Annotated in this window: 14 protein-coding genes; 10 read left to right on the top strand and 4 right to left on the bottom strand. The window is 61.6% G+C overall.

The window, feature by feature from the left end:
• Positions 1-282 precede the first annotated feature (282 nt).
• Both D8U71_RS09400 and argS read right to left on the bottom strand, forming a co-directional pair.
• The gene (locus D8U71_RS09400) at positions 283-993 is read right to left on the bottom strand and encodes an SPOR domain-containing protein (protein ID WP_016772059.1); all 711 of its coding nucleotides are present in this window, start codon (positions 991-993) and stop codon (positions 283-285) included.
• A 1-nt stretch (position 994) separates the two neighbouring features.
• Positions 995-2,731 carry an arginine--tRNA ligase gene (argS, locus tag D8U71_RS09405; RefSeq protein ID WP_041477563.1) on the bottom strand — a complete coding sequence of 579 codons (1,737 nt, stop codon included), beginning with the start codon at positions 2,729-2,731 and terminating at the stop codon, positions 995-997.
• Here argS and D8U71_RS28755 point away from each other — a divergent pair.
• On the top strand, positions 2,730-2,852 hold the full coding sequence (locus D8U71_RS28755) for a hypothetical protein (protein WP_016772057.1): 123 nt from the start codon (positions 2,730-2,732) through the stop codon (positions 2,850-2,852). The two genes, argS and D8U71_RS28755, sit on opposite strands and share 2 nt — an antisense overlap.
• Before the next feature lie 118 nt (positions 2,853-2,970).
• Here the strand turns inward: D8U71_RS28755 and D8U71_RS09410 are convergent, their stop codons facing one another.
• Complete coding sequence (locus tag D8U71_RS09410) at positions 2,971-5,190, bottom strand: primosomal protein N' (RefSeq protein WP_130887648.1); 2,220 nt, start codon at positions 5,188-5,190, stop codon at positions 2,971-2,973.
• A gap of 284 nt (positions 5,191-5,474) precedes the next feature.
• Here D8U71_RS09410 and rpmE point away from each other — a divergent pair, with 284 nt between their 5' ends.
• The 3 genes from rpmE (at position 5,475) to D8U71_RS09425 (ending at position 7,973) form a co-directional block, all read left to right on the top strand.
• The gene (gene rpmE / locus D8U71_RS09415) at positions 5,475-5,696 is read left to right on the top strand and encodes a 50S ribosomal protein L31 (RefSeq protein ID WP_016772055.1); all 222 of its coding nucleotides are present in this window, start codon (positions 5,475-5,477) and stop codon (positions 5,694-5,696) included.
• 41 nt (positions 5,697-5,737) lie between these two features.
• Positions 5,738-6,520 (top strand): thermonuclease family protein, encoded by a 783-nt coding sequence (locus D8U71_RS09420; protein ID WP_130887684.1) that lies wholly within the window; start codon positions 5,738-5,740, stop codon positions 6,518-6,520.
• A gap of 184 nt (positions 6,521-6,704) precedes the next feature.
• Complete coding sequence (locus tag D8U71_RS09425) at positions 6,705-7,973, top strand: malic enzyme-like NAD(P)-binding protein (RefSeq protein WP_016772053.1); 1,269 nt, start codon at positions 6,705-6,707, stop codon at positions 7,971-7,973.
• Positions 7,974-8,318: 345 nt separating this feature from the next.
• Here the strand turns inward: D8U71_RS09425 and D8U71_RS09430 are convergent, their stop codons facing one another.
• On the bottom strand, positions 8,319-10,766 hold the full coding sequence (locus D8U71_RS09430; protein ID WP_130887649.1) for a penicillin-binding protein 1A: 2,448 nt from the start codon (positions 10,764-10,766) through the stop codon (positions 8,319-8,321).
• A 216-nt stretch (positions 10,767-10,982) separates the two neighbouring features.
• Here D8U71_RS09430 and D8U71_RS09435 point away from each other — a divergent pair, with 216 nt between their 5' ends.
• The 6 genes from D8U71_RS09435 to aroK are packed head-to-tail and all read left to right on the top strand — an operon-like array spanning position 10,983 to position 16,369.
• Positions 10,983-12,047: a pilus assembly protein PilM gene (locus tag D8U71_RS09435; protein WP_024011266.1), complete on the top strand. Its 1,065-nt coding sequence runs from the start codon at positions 10,983-10,985 to the stop codon at positions 12,045-12,047.
• Entirely contained in the window at positions 12,047-12,613 is a 567-nt protein-coding gene (locus tag D8U71_RS09440) for a PilN domain-containing protein (RefSeq protein WP_016772051.1), read from the top strand. Before D8U71_RS09435 ends, D8U71_RS09440 begins: the two co-directional genes overlap by 1 nt.
• Positions 12,610-13,233 (top strand): type 4a pilus biogenesis protein PilO, encoded by a 624-nt coding sequence (gene pilO, locus D8U71_RS09445; protein ID WP_130887650.1) that lies wholly within the window; start codon positions 12,610-12,612, stop codon positions 13,231-13,233. The genes D8U71_RS09440 and pilO overlap by 4 nt, the downstream gene beginning before the upstream one ends.
• Positions 13,230-13,754, top strand: coding sequence for a pilus assembly protein PilP (locus D8U71_RS09450; RefSeq protein WP_110602600.1), 525 nt, complete (start codon positions 13,230-13,232; stop codon positions 13,752-13,754). Before pilO ends, D8U71_RS09450 begins: the two co-directional genes overlap by 4 nt.
• 13 nt (positions 13,755-13,767) lie before the next feature.
• Positions 13,768-15,846 carry a type IV pilus secretin PilQ gene (gene pilQ / locus D8U71_RS09455; protein ID WP_122611068.1) on the top strand — a complete coding sequence of 693 codons (2,079 nt, stop codon included), beginning with the start codon at positions 13,768-13,770 and terminating at the stop codon, positions 15,844-15,846.
• Between the two features lie 4 nt (positions 15,847-15,850).
• Positions 15,851-16,369, top strand: coding sequence for a shikimate kinase AroK (gene aroK / locus D8U71_RS09460; RefSeq protein ID WP_024011270.1), 519 nt, complete (start codon positions 15,851-15,853; stop codon positions 16,367-16,369).
• The last annotated feature ends 110 nt before the right edge of the window (positions 16,370-16,479 follow it).

Raw genomic sequence — 16,479 nt, forward strand, 5'->3', positions numbered from 1 at the left:
TCTCCACGCAGCGGGGCGAAAATGCCTTATGCCCATTCATATGGGGGTGCTGGAGGGGATTTCAACCGGTAGGGGCGATGGGAGACGAATGGTGTGTGTGATGACTGTGGCGAGGGGATTTATCCCCGTTCGGCTGCGGAGCAGTCGCGAAACCATCATTTGCGGTATGCCTGCTGCACCGCAATGGCTGGTTTCAGGGCTGCTCCGCAGCCAAACGGGGATAAATCCCCTCGCCACAAAGTTTGAAGGTCACCTGCAAGTTGCAGCTGACCTCTGAGAGCCTTAGCGGCTCTGGCGTTGTTGTAACAACAGGTTGCTGAAGCCGGCGCCAGCCAGTTGTTTCTGCGCCGTGGTCAGTTGCTCGCGGTTGCTGAACGGGCCGACCAAGACGCGATACCAGGTTTCATCCTTGACCGTGCCGGACTCCACCGCGACGGCTTGGCCGAGCAGAATGATCTGCGCACGCACCTTGTCAGCATCGGTTTCCTTGCGGAACGAACCGGCCTGGAGGAAGAACTTGGTCACTGGCGCGGCCTTGCTCACTGGCGGCGCTGGCGGCGGCGTGATCCCGGCCAAAGCCGCTTGAGCCCGTGCGGTGTCGATCTTCGCCGCTTCGGCCGGGGTTACCGGCGTGGTCGGGATGGCCGGCACTTGCGGCGTCGGCAGGGTCTTCTCCGGCACCGCGTCCGGCGGCACGATCACTTCCGATTCCGGCAGCAGGGTGTAGAAGTCGTACTTCGGTTTCACCGGTTGCGTCGGGCTCGGCGGGGTCTTGTTGGCCTCGGCGATCTTTGACGCTTTCTGCTGCTGTTCGACTTTCTCGCGCTTGACCGTGTCGCTGCCCTTGCCCGGTTCCAGTTTCATCAGAAACACGATGAACGCGCCGACGGTCAGGCCGATGGCCATCCACAGCCAGCCCGGAATCGGTTGTTTCGCCGGGGCCTGATAGCGGCTGGCGCCGCGTTTGGGTGCAGGTTTTTTCTTGGCAGCCAACTTACATACGCTCCAGAGTTTCCAGACCCAACAGCTCCAGGCCTTGCTTGAGGGTGCGACCGGTCAGTGCGGCCAGACGCAGACGGCTCTGCATCTGCGCCGGGGTGTCGGCGGCGAGGATCGGGCAGTTCTCGTAGAAGCTGGAGAACAGGCCGGCGACGTCGTACAGGTAGGTGCAGAGAATGTGCGGGGTGCCTTTTTCAGCGACGTTGTTCAACACTTCGCCGAACTGCGCCAGCTTCGCCGCCAGCTCCTGCTCGTGCGCCGCTTCGAGGACGATCTGGCCGTCGACTTCGCTGAAGTCCTTGCCCAGTTTGCGGAACACACCGGCCACGCGGGTGTAGGCGTAAAGCAGGTATGGCGCGGTGTTGCCTTCGAAGTTGAGCATCAGGTCGAAGTTGAAGCTGTAGTCGCTGGTGCGATGCTTGGACAGGTCGGCGTATTTCACCGCGCCGATGCCGACGACCTTGGCGATGTTGCGCAACTCGTCTTCGGCCAGGGTCGGGTTCTTCTCTTTCACCAGGTTGTAGGCACGTTCCTGGGCTTCGGTCAGCAGGTCGATCAGCTTCACGGTGCCGCCATCACGGGTCTTGAACGGACGGCCATCGGCGCCGTTCATGGTACCGAAACCCATGTGTTCCATTTCCATCGGATGGGTGACGAAACCGGCCTTGCGCGCCACCGCGAAGACCTGCTGAAAGTGCAGGGCCTGGCGCTGGTCGACGAAATACAACGCGCGATCAGCCTTGAGCTTGCCGCTGCGGTAGCGCACGGCGGCGAGGTCAGTGGTGGCGTACAGGTAACCGCCATCGGCCTTGACGATGATCACCGGCAGCGGATCGCCATCGGCGTTCTTGAACTCGTCGAGGAACACGCACTGGGCGCCGTTGCTCTCGACCAGCATGCCGGCAGCCTTGAGGTCGTTGACCACATTGATCAGGTCATCGTTATAGGCGCTTTCGCCCATGACGTCGGCCATGGTCAGTTTGACGTTGAGCAGTTCGTAGATCTTCTGGCAGTGCGACAGCGAGATGTCCTTGAACTTGGTCCACAGCGCCAGGCATTCGGCATCGCCAGCCTGCAACTTGACCACCAGGCCACGGGCGCGGTCGGCGAATTCTTCGGACTCGTCGAAACGCTGCTTGGCCGCACGGTAGAAGTTTTCCAGGTCGGACAGCTCGTCGCTGGTGATCGGGTTTTCCTGCAGATAAGCCATCAGCATGCCGAACTGAGTGCCCCAGTCGCCGACGTGATTCTGGCGGATCACCTCGTCGCCGAGGAACTCAAGCACCCGGGCCACGCCGTCGCCGATGATGGTCGAGCGCAAGTGGCCGACGTGCATCTCTTTGGCCAGGTTCGGCGCCGACAGATCGACCACGGTGCGCTGCGCCGGGCCGGCCTTGCGCACGCCGACATGGGCGTCGGCCAGCGCGGCGTCGAGGCGCGAGGCCAGGGCCTGGGTGTTCTGGAAGAAATTGATGAAGCCCGGGCCGGCGATTTCGGCCTTGGTGACGTTCTCGTCAGCGGGCAGGGCGGCGATGATTTTCTCCGCCAGATCGCGCGGCTTCATGCCGGCAGGCTTGGCCAGCATCATGGCGATATTGCTGGCGAAGTCGCCGTGGGTCTTGTCGCGGGCGTTCTCCACCTGGATCGCCGGCGTCAGGCCTTCAGGCAACACACCTTCGTTGACGAGTTGGGTGAGGGCTTGCTGGATCAGCTGGCGAATGGTGTCTTTCATGGTCTTCTCTTTCGACCGCAAGCGCGGCGGGCGCATCGATGCGCGGGTGGAAAAACTGGGCATTATCCGTTGCGAAGACGGGCTTGCCAACCTTAGCAGGCAGGATGTGGATATGTGGTGACAAAAAGTCCGCTTTCGCGAGCAGGCTCGCTCCCACAAGGTTTTGCGCAGGACCCACAAGGTATGTACGGCGCTGATCCACTGTGGGAGCGAGCCTGCTCGCGAAAGCGATCTTCAGCTCAATACAGATCCACCGGATCAACATCCAGCGACCAGCGCACCGCCCGCCCGCTCGGCATCTGCTCCAGCATCAGCATCCAGCTGGCCAATAAGCGATGCAACGGTGCCCGCGCGGTCGCCTGCAACAACAGCTGCGCGCGATAACGCCCGGCACGGCGCTCCATCGGTGCCGGCACCGGCCCGAGCAGCTCGATGCCGCTCAGATTCAATTCGGCCAGCAGGCGTTCGGCCTCGCTGCACGCTTCATCGAGAAAACCTTCCGCCTGCCCCGGCTTGTGCGCTTCGGCACGCAACAGTGCCAGATGGGCGAACGGCGGTAATCCGGCCGCGCGGCGTTCGCTCAGGGCTTGTTCGGCGAAGGCGAAATAACCCTGCTCGGTCAGTTGCACCAATAAAGGATGGTCGGCCAAATGCGTCTGGATGATCACCTTGCCCGGCTCTTCAGCCCGCCCGGCACGCCCGGCGACCTGGACGATCAACTGCGCCATGCGCTCGCTGGCGCGGAAGTCGCCGGAAAACAGACCACCGTCGGCATCCAGGATTGATACCAGCGTCACCCTTGGGAAATGGTGCCCTTTGGCCAACATCTGCGTGCCGACCAGAATGCACGGCTGACCCTTTTGAATCGTCGCAAACAGCTGATTCATCGCGTCCTTGCGCGATGTACTGTCGCGATCGACGCGCAGTACCGGGTAATCCGGGAACAGAATCGCCAGACGCTCTTCGGCGCGTTCGGTGCCGGCGCCGACCGGGCGCAGATCGACCTTGCTGCACTTCGGGCACTGGCGTGGCGTGCGCTCAACGTTGCCGCAATGATGGCAGCGCAACTCGCCGTAACGCTGGTGCACGGTCATGCGCGCATCGCAGCGCGAGCATTCGGACATCCAGCCGCAATCGTGGCAGAGCAAGGTAGGGGCAAAGCCGCGCCGGTTGAGGAACACCAGCACCTGCTGGCCGTTGGCGAGGGTCTGGCCGATGGCTTGCTGCATCGGCCCGGAAATACCGCTGTCGAGCGGACGGCTTTTCACGTCCAGACGCAGGAAGCGCGGTTGCTTGGCGCCGCCAGCGCGTTCGTTCAGGCGTAACAGGCCGTAGCGCCCCGTGTAAGCGTTGTGCAGGCTCTCCAGCGACGGCGTGGCGGAGCCGAGCACGATCGGGATGTTTTCCTGCCGTGCGCGTACCAGCGCCAGATCGCGAGCGTGGTAGCGCAGACCTTCCTGCTGTTTATAGGAGCCGTCGTGTTCTTCATCGATGATGATCAGCCCGGGATTTTTCATCGGCGTGAACAGGGCCGAACGGGTGCCGATAATAATGTCGGCCTCGCCATCACGGGCGGCGAGCCAGGCTTCCAGGCGTTCGCGATCATTTACCGCCGAGTGCAGCAGGGCGATCCGCGCGTTGAAGCGCTGTTCGAAACGCGCCAGGGTCTGCGGGCCGAGGTTGATCTCCGGAATCAGTACCAGGGCCTGTTTGCCGGCTTCGAGGGTCTCGCGAATCAGTTGCAGATAGACTTCGGTCTTGCCGCTGCCAGTGACACCAGCCAGCAGAAAAGCGTGGTAACTGTCGAAGCCGGCGCGAATCGCTTCATACGCCGCGCGCTGTTCGCTATTGAGCGGCAGCTCCGGTTGCGCCAGCCAGTGTTCATGGCGAACGCCGGGGGCGTGGCGGCGGATTTCGACCTGCACCAGCCCCTTGGCCAGCAGCAGATCGAGGCTGTCCTTGCTCAGCATCAGTTTGCTCAACAACTGATGGGCGACGCCGTGGGGGTGCTGGGCCAGCGTGGTCAGCGCCTCGCGCTGGCGTGGCGCGCGGGCCACTCGCGGGTCGTCAACGCTGGCGCCCGGAGCAATCGACCAGAAGCGTTCCTGCCGGGCCTCGGCCAGCTCGCCCTGACGCAGCAGCACCGGCAAGGCCCAGTTCAAGGTGTCGCCGAGGCTGTGCTGGTAATACTGCGCGGTCCACAGGCACAGCTTGAACAGCGCTGGCGGCAGTGGCGAAGTCGTATCGAGGAGGGCCAGCGCCGGCTTGAGTTTTTCTGCCGGCACTTCGCTGGTGTCGGTGACCTCGACCAGAATCCCGATCATCTCGCGCCGACCGAACGGCACCCGCAGGCGCATGCCCGGCTGCAATTGCTCGCGCCGCACCCCGGCCGGCGCCCGGTAATCGAACAGGCGGCGCAGAGGCGAAGGCAGAGCAAGGCGCAGAATGGCGTCGGGCACGCGGGGGGATCTCGATACGCAAAATGATCGGATATGCATGACCTGTGGCAGCGAACCTGCTCGCGAAGGCGGTGGGTCAGGCAACACATGTGTCGACTGACCTGGCGTCTTCGCGAGCAGGCTCGCTCCCACAGGGAAGTGCGTTCAAGGCCGGGAGCCTAGCAGACGGTCGGTCTCGGTGACAGCTTGCGCGATTGAAAAGGTCTGGTAGAATCCGCGGCCTAATTACGTGCGGTATTCAACAATAGTGTTGGGTGGCGGCACGCTAGCCTGAGGAAGACACCATGAAAGCCGAAATCCATCCGAACTACCCGGAAATCGCTGTTACCTGCAGCTGCGGTAACAAGTTCGAAACTCGTTCGACCTACGGCAAAGCCCTGGCGATCGACGTTTGCAACGAATGCCACCCGTTCTACACCGGTAAGCAGAAGACTCTGGACACCGGCGGCCGTGTGCAGAAGTTCGCAGACCGTTTCGCTACTTTCGGCGTCGGCAAAAAAGCCTGAGGCTGATCATTTTGGAAGGTCGTTTCGACTTCTCCAGACTGATGAAAAAGGCGTCCCTTGCGGGCGCCTTTTTTGTGTCTGCGATTTGGCTGTCCGCCGCCCAGGCCTTTTGTCCGGCACCCGCAGGTCTGGCCAGCGTTTCCGTGCAGCGGGTGGTCGATGGCGACACCCTGCGCCTGAGCGACGGGCGCAATGTGCGCATGATCGGCCTCAATACGCCGGAGCTGGGCAAGCAGGGCCGCAGCGACGAACCCTTCGCCGTGGCAGCGCGCAAACGCCTGCAAGCGCTGGTCGGTGACAGCGGCGGCCGGGTCGGTCTGCGACCCGGCAAGCAGGCGAAAGACCATTACGGCCGTACGCTGGCGCATGTTTACAGCGTCAGCGGAGTCAATCTCGAAGCGCAGATGCTTGCTGATGGTCTTGGTTTTCACGTTGCGGTGGCGCCGAACGTCGATCTGATCGCCTGCCAACAGGCCGCCGAACGCAGCGCGCGACAGGCTGGACTTGGTCTCTGGCGGCAATCGCCGGTGCAGAAAGCGCAGCAGATCCAGCGTTCGGGCTTTGCCGTAGTCAGCGGTCGGGTGAGCAATGTGCTGCGCAATCGCGGCGGAATCTGGATCGAGTTGCAAGACACGCTTGTATTGCGGGTTGCACCCAATCTGCTCGGACAATTTGACAGTGCTGGTTTGCAAGCATTGAAAGGCAGGCAGATCGAGGCGCGTGGCTGGGTGGTTGACCGATCCCGGCGCGGTGGTCTGCAAAAAGGTCAGGCGCGCTGGTTGCTGCCGTTGACCGATCCTTCGATGCTGCACGTACCGCGCTGAAGAAAAATTGTAGACATTTTTCTGATTGATTGTGAACAGTCCAGCCCTTGTACGCCGTGGCTCTTGGCCCAAAGTCGTAGGGCAGGGCGCTTGACAGCGGTGACTGCCCAGTCTTGTGGGGACTTTGCGAGGCGCGTATCCTCGCTGACCAGTCTGTCCAACAGTAAAAAAGCGGAATGCCAAAATGTCTGATCTGAAAACTGCCGCTCTCGAATACCACGCCAATCCTCGTCCGGGGAAGCTGAGTGTCGAGCTCACCAAGGCCACTGCTACCGCCCGCGACCTGTCGCTGGCCTACAGCCCCGGCGTAGCTGAACCAGTACGCGAGATCGCTCGCGATCCTGAACTGGCCTACAAATACACCGGCAAGGGCAACCTGGTGGCAGTCATTTCCGACGGCACCGCGATTCTCGGCCTGGGCAACCTCGGCCCACTGGCTTCCAAGCCTGTAATGGAAGGCAAGGGCGTACTGTTCAAGCGTTTCGCCGGCATCGACGTATTCGACATCGAAGTCGACTCGGAAAGCCCGCAAGCCTTCATCGACACCGTCAAGCGCATCTCCATCACCTTCGGTGGCATCAACCTGGAAGACATCAAGGCGCCTGAGTGCTTTGAGATCGAACGCGCTCTGATCGAGCAGTGCGATATTCCGGTGTTCCACGATGACCAGCACGGCACCGCGATCGTGACCGCTGCCGGTATGATCAACGCCCTGGAAATCGCTGGCAAAACCCTGCCGGAAGCGAAGATTGTCTGCCTCGGCGCCGGTGCTGCCGCCATCTCCTGCATGAAACTGCTGGTGAGCATGGGCGCTCGCATCGAAAACATCTTCATGGTTGACCGTACCGGCGTGATCCACTCCGGCCGTGACGACCTGAACCAGTACAAAGCCGTGTTCGCCCACGCTACCGAGAAGCGCACCCTGGCAGACGCACTGGCAGGCGCTGACGTATTCGTCGGTCTGTCCGGTCCGAACCTGCTGAGCGCCGAAGGCCTGCTGTCGATGGCGGCCAACCCGATCGTCTTCGCCTGCTCCAACCCGGATCCGGAAATCTCCCCGGAACTGGCGCACGCCACCCGTAGCGACGTGATCATGGCCACCGGCCGTTCGGACTACCCGAACCAGGTCAACAACGTGCTGGGCTTCCCGTTCATCTTCCGTGGTGCCCTGGACGTTCGCGCCAAGCGCATCAACGAAGAAATGAAAGTCGCCGCCGCCAACGCCCTGCGCGAACTGGCCAAACTGCCTGTTCCACAGGACGTGTGCGATGCCTACGGCGGTGCTCCGCTGGAATTCGGCCGTGAGTACATCATTCCGAAACCAATGGACAAGCGCCTGATCACCCTGATCTCCGACGCCGTGGCCAAGGCTGCGATCGAGACCGGCGTGGCCACCCTGCCGTATCCGAAGAACTACCCGCTGAAAAGCGTGGATGACGTGTTCAACGGCTAAGCCGTTGTAGCGCTTCAAACAAAAGCCCCGGCTCGCGAGAGTCGGGTTTTTTTTTGTTTTCGGGAGTTCTCAGGATCGCATTTCATATCGACAAGGACCCTCACCCTAGCCCTCTCCCAGAGGGAGAGGGGATTGACCGAGGTGTTCGACGCCCTTCATCGACCTGAGAGAGTGGTGTCGATTATGGATTCGGCACAACACTTTCAGGTCGATGTAGCTCCCCAAGCATCCCCCGATCAGTCCCCTCTCCCTCCGGGAGAGGGTTAGGGTGAGGGGCTCTTGATCTTCGGGCAATAAAAAGCCCCGCACTTCTCACGAAGGCGGGGCTTTTCAATGGCTGCCGGATCAGAACAAATCGATCGGCGCCTGTTCATCCGCCGGCAGCGGGCTGCCTGGTACGGCGCCGTTGCCCAGCTCGTTCACCGATGGCGGCGTGTCTTCGGCCTTGAACAGTTCGAAGTACGCACCCGGTGTGCTCGGTGTTGCTGCACGGCCGCTGACCGGATCCACCCGCAGGCTGAGCAGACCTTCCGGCTCAGGCTGCACATGCGGCGGCTTGTCTTTCAGCGCGGCCGACATGTAATTCATCCAGATCGGCAGCGCCACGGTGCCACCGAACTCACGGCGTCCGAGGCTTTCCGGCTGGTCGAAACCGGTCCACACGGTGGTTACGTAATCAGCGTTGTAACCGGAGAACCAAGCATCTTTCGATTCGTTGGTGGTACCGGTCTTGCCGGCGATGTCGCTGCGGCCCATGGCCAGTGCACGCCGGCCGGTGCCGAGTTTGATTACGTCCTGCAGCATGCTGTTGAGGATGTAGGTGGTACGTCCATCGACAATCCGCTCGGCCACGGCCGGCGCTTGCGGCATTGCCGGATTGCCGGGCGCTTCACCGGCAACTGGTGTGGCGTTGACCGTGAACGACTCGGTAGCCGGCGCAGCGATACCGTCGGTCGCCGCACCACCCTGTGGCACGGTCGGCGGGTTGGCGACGAACAGCGTGTCGCCGTTACGGCTTTCGATCTTGTCGATGATGTACGGGGTGATCTTGTAGCCGCCGTTGGCAAAGGTGCTCCAGCCAGTGGCGATTTCCATCGGCGTCAGCGTTGCGGTGCCGAGTGCCAGCGACAGGTTCGGCGGCAGGTCCTGCTTGTTGAAGCCGAAGCGGGTGATGTAGTCGATGGTCTTGCCCACGCCCATGGCCTGCAACAGGCGGATCGACACCAGGTTGCGCGACTTGTACAGCGCTTCACGCAGGCGGATCGGGCCGAGGAAAGTGTTGGTGTCGTTCTTCGGTCGCCAGACCTTGTCCAGGTACTCGTCGACGAACACGATCGGCGCATCGTTGACCAGGCTGGCAGCGGTGTAGCCGTTATCCAGCGCGGCGCTGTAAACGAATGGCTTGAAGCTCGAACCCGGCTGACGCTTGGCCTGCATGGCGCGGTTGTAGTTGCTCTGCTCGAAAGCGAAGCCACCCACCAGCGAACGGATCGCGCCGTTCTGCGGATCCAGCGACACCAGTGCGCCCTGAGCCTGCGGAATCTGACGGAATTTCAGTGAATTGTCGGTCTGGCGCTGCACGCGGATCAGATCACCGACCTGCGCGACATCCGACGGCTGGCGCGGGTTGGCGCCCATGCTGTTGGTATTCAGGAACGGTCGCGCCCATTTCATCGTGTCCCAGGCAACGTGCTCTTCACCGGTGCGGGTCAACACTTGCAGGCCGGTTTTATCGACTTGGGTAACGATCGCAGGTTCGAGACTGCTGATGGTGCGCTGCTTGGTCAGTTCGCTGGCCCACGCTTCGCGGGTCTTGCCCGGCAGGCGCGACTCGGGGCCACGGTAGCCGTGGCGCTGGTCGTAGGTCATCAAGCCTTCGTGCAGCGCGGTGTTGGCCATTTCCTGCAGGTTGCTTGGCACCGTGGTGGTGACACGGAAGCCTTCGGTGTAGGCCTCGCTGCCATAACGACCGACCATTTCGGCACGGGCCATTTCGGCGATGTACGGTGCGTTCACTTCCGGGGTCGGCACGTGGTAGCTGGCGTTCAGCGGCTCGTTGATCGCCGCGGTGTAGTCGGCTTCGCTGATCTTGCCCAACTTGTACATGCGCCCGAGGATCCAGTCGCGGCGTTCTTTGCTGCGTGCCGGGTTGGCCAGCGGGTTGAAGCGCGACGGAGCCTTTGGCAGACCGGCGATCATCGCCATCTGCGCGAGGCTGATGTCACGGATCGATTTGCCGTAATACACCTGCGCCGCCGCCTCGATGCCGTAGGCGCGGTTACCCAGGTAGATCTTGTTGACGTACAGCTCAAGGATCTCGTCCTTGGTCAGCTGTCGTTCGATCTGCAGGGCCAGGAGAATTTCTGTGGTTTTGCGCGAAAAGCTGCGCTCGCTGGTGAGGAAGAAGTTCTTCGCCACCTGCATGGTGATGGTGCTGCCGCCGGACTGAATGTGCCCACTCTTGACCAATTGCGTTGCCGCACGCATCAGGCTGCTCGGGTCGACGCCATAGTGATTGGCAAAATTGTCGTCTTCAGCACTTAGTAACGCATTGATGAAATTGGGCGGAATGTCGGCGAAACGGATCGGCGTACGGCGCATTTCGCCAAATTCTGCGATCAACTTGTTATCGCTGCTGTAGACGCGCAGAGGAATCTGCAACTGAATGCTTCTCAGCGCCTCCACAGACGGCAAACCCGGACTAAGGTAAAGAAAGGCGCCGCTGAGACCTAAGAGCAGTCCGCAGAAAACGGCGACGATGGACCAACCGAAAAATTTCAGCAGACGAATCAAGGCTTTTGGACATCCAGGGCAAAGAATGAATTTGGCACGGGGCTGCGGTTACACACAGAGCCATCCGCGCGGGCAGTAAAAAGCGGAAAAAATCGCTGGGCATTATAAGCACTTTTCCGTCGGAGGCGTCATTGGCGCTTCTGTCAAGACGGGGGTGAAGGAACGCAATGCGTATTACAGAGTCCGTAACTCACGGAAAGTCATAGGGAATTGGTAGTGCTGGGACTCTTCAATAAAAAGACCAATGCGTTACTGGGGATCGACATCAGCTCCACGTCGGTGAAGCTGCTGGAACTGAGCCGTCAGGGCGAGCGCTACCGGGTCGAGGCCTATGCGGTGGAGCCGTTGCCGGCGAACGCTGTGGTCGAAAAGAACATCGCCGAACTCGAGGGCGTTGGCCAGGCACTGAGCCGCCTGCTGGTCAAGGCGCGTACCGGGGTCAAGAGCGTGGCGGTGGCAGTGGCGGGTTCGGCGGTGATCACCAAGGTCATCGAGATGGACGCCGGGCTGTCCGACGACGAACTGGAAAACCAGCTCAAGATCGAGGCCGACCAATACATTCCCTATCCGCTGGACGAAGTCGCCATCGACTTTGAAGTCCAGGGCGTCTCGCCGCGCAACCCGGAACGGGTCAACGTGCTGCTTGCCGCCTGTCGCAAGGAAAACGTCGAGGTGCGTGAAGCGGCGCTGGCGCTCGCCGGCCTGACCGCGCGGGTGGTGGATGTCGAGGCCTACGCGCTGGAGCGCTCGTTCGGCCTGCTGGCAACGCATCTGGCGGCCTCCCAGGAGCGCCTGACCGTGGCGGTGGTCGACATCGGCGCCACCATGACCACCCTCAGCGTCCTGCACAACGGCAAGATCATCTATACCCGCGAGCAATTGTTTGGCGGGCGCCAACTCACCGAGGAGATCCAGCGCCGCTACGGCCTCACGGTCGAACAGGCGGGCCTGGCGAAAAAGCAGGGCGGGCTGCCTGACGATTACGTCAGCGAGGTCCTGCAGCCATTTCGCGAGGCGCTGGTGCAGCAAGTCTCGCGCTCGCTGCAGTTCTTCTTCGCCTCCGGCCAGTACAACGCGGTCGACCATATCCTGCTGGCGGGCGGCACCGCCTCGGTGCCCGGCCTGGACCGTCTGATCGAACAGCGTCTGGACACGCCGACGCAGGTCGCCAACCCGTTCGCCGACATGGCTTTAGGCAGCAAGGTCAATGCTGGGGCGCTGGCCAGTGATGCGCCAGCCTTGATGATTGCCTGCGGGCTCGCGCTCAGGAGTTTCGACTGATGGCGCGGATCAACCTTCTCCCCTGGCGCGAGGAGCGCCGCGAAGAACGGCGCAAGCGCTTTCTGCTGGTCCTGATCGGCGTGCTGGCCGGCTCGATCGGCGCGGTGCTGATTGCTGACCAGATCATCACTGCGGCCATCGAGCGGCAAATGGCGCGCAACGATTACATCGGCAAACAGATTGCCGTGGTCGACGAACGCATCAAGCAGATCAGCGAGCTCAAGGCGCGCCGCCAGCAATTGGTCGAGCGCATGCGCATCATCCAGGACCTGCAGGGCAACCGGCAGATCAGCGGGCGAATCTTCGACCAGTTGGCTCGCACGTTGCCGGACGGCGTGTATTTCACCGATGTGAAAATGGCCGGCAAGACCCTGTCCATCAGTGGCGCGGCGGAGTCGAACAACCGGGTCTCCGAGCTGATGCGCAATCTCGACGCGTCCGACTGGTTCGACGCGCCGAGCCTGAATGAGGTCAAGGCCACCAGCGCCGATCAGGTCGAACAGGCCAACGTCTTCCAGCTGACCGTTCGTCAGACCCAGCCCAAGGTTGTGGAGGACGAGCAATGAACGCCTCCGAGTGGCTGCATAGCCTGCGCAACATCGATTTCAACGACCTCGACACCAGCAACATCGGCTCCTGGCCGCCGGCCGTGAAAACCCTGTGCGGTGCGCTGGTGATGGTGTTGATTCTCGCGCTTGGCTATTACTTCTTCATCAGCGACATGGAAAATCAGCTCGACCTCAAGCGCGAAGAAGAAATCACCCTCAAGGAACAATTCGCCAGCAAGGCGCGGCTGTCGGCGAACCTTGAGCTCTATACCCAGCAAATGAAGGAAATGGAAAACACCTTCGGCGTGCTGCTGCGGCAATTGCCCAGCGATACCGAAGTGCCGGGCCTGCTCGAAGACATCACCCGCACCGGTCTGGGCAGCGGCCTGGAATTCGAGGAAATCAAGCTGCTGCCGGAAGTGACTCAGCCGTTCTACATCGAACTGCCGATCCAGATCACCGTGACCGGCGCCTATCACGACCTCGCCACCTTCGTCAGCGGCGTCGCCGGCCTGCCACGGATTGTGACTCTGCACGATTTCGAACTGGCGCCGGCCAATCCCGAGGGCGGGACGAAGCTGCGCATGAGTATTCTTGCCAAGACGTACCGCTATAACGACAAGGGGCTGGAGAAATGACCCCGATTCGTTACTTCGTCCTGCCCATGGTGCTGGCGTTGAGCGGCTGCGGTGGCGGCGATGACTTCAGCGACCTCGACGCGTACCTCAACGAAGTGCGCCTGCGCCCGGCGGGCAAGATTGAACCAACGCCGACATTCCGGTCTTACCCCACATTCACTTACAGCGCCGCCAACCTGCGCAGCCCGTTTTCGCGGCAGGCGCGGGTCGATCTGGCCGGGCAGAAGCACGGCTCGCGCAACGTCAAACCCGACCCCAACCGGGTCAAGCAATATCTTGAAGGATTCAATATCGAGCAGTTCGAAATGGTCGGCACGATCGCCAATGCCTCGGGCTCGTTTGCGCTGTTGCGCGGCGCAGGCGGGGTGCATCGCCTGAAGGTCGGCGACTACCTGGGCCGCAACGACGGCCGCATTGTCGCCATCAGCCCTACCCAGGTCGATGTCGTGGAGATCGTGCCCGACGGCGCCGGCGCCTGGCTGGAGCGGCCGCGCACCATTCCTTTGAAAGAGCACTCATAGTGGAAGTCGAACAATGAACAGGATTTTCTCCACCCTCGGTTTTTCGCTATGGATAGCGCTGGTGTCACCGATGGTAATGGCGGCCAGTCTGAAAGCGCTGGATGTTGCCGCGCTGCCGGGTGACCGCGTCGAACTGAAGCTGTCGTTCGACGGCCCGCCCCCACAGCCCAAGGGCTACACAACCGAGTCACCGGCACGCATTGCACTGGATCTGCCGGGCGTGACCAGCCAGTTGGCCAACAGGAATCTTGATCTGGGCAGCGGCAACGCGCGCACGGCCACGGTGGCCGAAGCCAAGGATCGCACGCGGCTGATTGTCAGCCTGACGCAATTGGCGCCGTACAGCACGCGGGTCGAGGGCAATAATCTGTTTGTGGTGGTCGGTCAGGGCGCTTCCGCGACTGCGCCGCGCCCGGCTGCCGTGGCACCGCGTGCTGCCACGGCCGCTGCGGCACCTGCCAGACCAGCCGCGCAACGAAGCAGGGCGATTCGCGGCGTCGATTTCCAGCGCGGCACCGAGGGCGAGGGCAACGTAGTCATCGACCTCTCTGATCCGACCATCGCCCCGGATATCCAGGAGCACGATGGCAAGATCATCCTCAGCTTCGCCCGCACGCAATTGCCGGAAAAGCTGCGCGTGCGTCTGGACGTCAAGGACTTCGCCACGCCGGTGCAGTTCGTCAACGCAGCGCTCACCGGCGATCGCACGGTGATTAGCGTCGAGCCCAGCGGCACCTTCGACTATTCCACGTTCCAGACCGACAACAAGCTCACCGTCAGCGTTCGGCCGATGAGCATCGACGACCTGCAAAAGCGCAACGCCGACCGTCAGGCCTATGTCGGCGACAAGCTCTCGCTGAATTTTCAGGACATCGACGTGCGCTCGGTGCTGCAGCTGATCGCGGACTTCACCAACCTCAACCTCGTAGCAAGCGATACGGTGCAGGGCGGTATCACCTTGCGCCTGCAGAACGTGCCGTGGGATCAGGCGCTGGATCTGGTGCTGAAAACCAAGGGGCTGGACAAGCGCAAGATCGGCAATGTGCTGCTGGTCGCGCCGGCCGATGAAATTGCCGCTCGCGAGCGTCAGGAACTGGAATCGCAGAAGCAGATCGCCGAGCTGGCGCCCCTGCGTCGTGAGCTGCTGCAAGTCAATTACGCCAAGGCGGCGGACATCGCCAAGCTGTTCCAGTCGGTGACCAGTGCCGAGGCCAAGGTCGACGAGCGCGGTTCGATTACCGTCGATGAGCGAACCAACAACATCATTGCCTACCAGACCCAGGATCGCCTCGACGAACTCCGGCGGATCGTCGCGCAGCTGGATATTCCGGTACGCCAGGTGATGATCGAGGCGCGCATCGTTGAGGCCAACGTCGATTACGACAAGAGCCTGGGCGTGCGCTGGGGCGGTTCGGTGCAGAACAAGGGCAACTGGAACGCCTCCGGGGTCAACGGTTCGTCGAGCACTATCGGTACGCCGGGCAGCACCGGCACCAACTCGCCGTTCGTCGACATGGGCACGGTAAATAACACTTCGGGGATCGGCATCGCATTCATCACCGATAACGTGCTGCTGGATCTCGAACTGACGGCGATGGAAAAGACCGGCAACGGTGAAATCGTCTCGCAGCCGAAAGTGGTCACCTCGGACAAGGAAACCGCGAAGATCCTCAAAGGCACCGAGATCCCCTATCAGGAGGCCAGCTCCAGCGGCGCGACCTCAGTGTCGTTCAAGGAGGCTTCGCTTTCACTGGAAGTTACTCCGCAGATCACCCCGGACAACCGCATCATCATGGAGGTCAAGGTCACCAAGGATGAGCCGGACTACCTGAACAAAGTGCAGGATGTGCCGCCGATCAAGAAAAACGAGGTCAATGCCAAAGTGCTGGTAAATGACGGCGAGACCATCGTAATCGGCGGTGTTTTTTCAAATACTCAAAGCAAGGTCGTAGATAAGGTGCCATTTCTTGGCGATGTGCCGTATCTTGGCCGCCTTTTCCGGCGTGATGTGGTTTCGGAGAAAAAATCCGAGCTGCTGGTATTTCTCACTCCGCGTATCATGAATAACCAGGCGATTGCTGTGAGTCGTTGATTCTGTGCGAAATTTGATACTTGTAGGACCGATGGGTGCTGGCAAAAGCACCATCGGCCGATTGCTGGCCAAAGAGCTGCGCCTGCCGTTCAAGGATTCCGACAAGGAAATTGAGCTGCGCACGGGTGCCAATATCCCATGGATCTTCGACAAGGAAGGCGAGCCCGGCTTTCGTGACCGCGAGCAGGCGATGATCGCCGAGCTGTGCGCGTTCGATGGCGTGGTGCTGGCGACCGGCGGCGGCGCAGTGATGCGTGATGCCAATCGCAAGGCCCTGCATGAAGGCGGGCGCGTGGTGTATCTGCACGCCTCCGTCGAGCAGCAGGTCGGCCGCACCTCCCGCGATCGCAATCGGCCGCTGCTGCGTACCGCCGATCCGGCGAAAACCCTGCGCGACCTGCTCGAGATCCGTGACCCGCTGTATCGGGAAATTGCCGATCTGGTGGTGGAAACCGACGAGCGGCCGCCACGCATGGTGGTGCTCGACATTCTCGACCGCCTCGCGCAGTTGCCGCCCCGTTAAAGCATCGTCCGAAATGCGCTATCCTCGGCGTCCTGTCAGCGTCCGCCGAGGGTGTGGCGGATGCCGGGCGAGCGGCGTCATACCGCTACAGGCCGCAGAACACCAATAAT

The sequence above is a fragment of the Pseudomonas sp. Sample_21 genome (assembly GCF_004307525.1).
In the GTDB taxonomy this organism is placed as follows: Bacteria; Pseudomonadota; Gammaproteobacteria; order Pseudomonadales; family Pseudomonadaceae; genus Aquipseudomonas; species Aquipseudomonas atacamensis.

Coding starts and splice junctions, on each gene's coding strand:
- D8U71_RS28755 (WP_016772057.1), top strand. CDS start 2,730: ATGGTCTTCTCTTTCGACCGCAAGCGCGGCGGGCGCATCGATGCGCGG.
- argS (WP_041477563.1), bottom strand. CDS start 2,731: ATGAAAGACACCATTCGCCAGCTGATCCAGCAAGCCCTCACCCAACTC.
- rpmE (WP_016772055.1), top strand. CDS start 5,475: ATGAAAGCCGAAATCCATCCGAACTACCCGGAAATCGCTGTTACCTGC.
- D8U71_RS09420 (WP_130887684.1), top strand. CDS start 5,738: ATGAAAAAGGCGTCCCTTGCGGGCGCCTTTTTTGTGTCTGCGATTTGG.
- D8U71_RS09425 (WP_016772053.1), top strand. CDS start 6,705: ATGTCTGATCTGAAAACTGCCGCTCTCGAATACCACGCCAATCCTCGT.
- D8U71_RS09440 (WP_016772051.1), top strand. CDS start 12,047: ATGGCGCGGATCAACCTTCTCCCCTGGCGCGAGGAGCGCCGCGAAGAA.
- pilO (WP_130887650.1), top strand. CDS start 12,610: ATGAACGCCTCCGAGTGGCTGCATAGCCTGCGCAACATCGATTTCAAC.
- D8U71_RS09450 (WP_110602600.1), top strand. CDS start 13,230: ATGACCCCGATTCGTTACTTCGTCCTGCCCATGGTGCTGGCGTTGAGC.
- pilQ (WP_122611068.1), top strand. CDS start 13,768: ATGAACAGGATTTTCTCCACCCTCGGTTTTTCGCTATGGATAGCGCTG.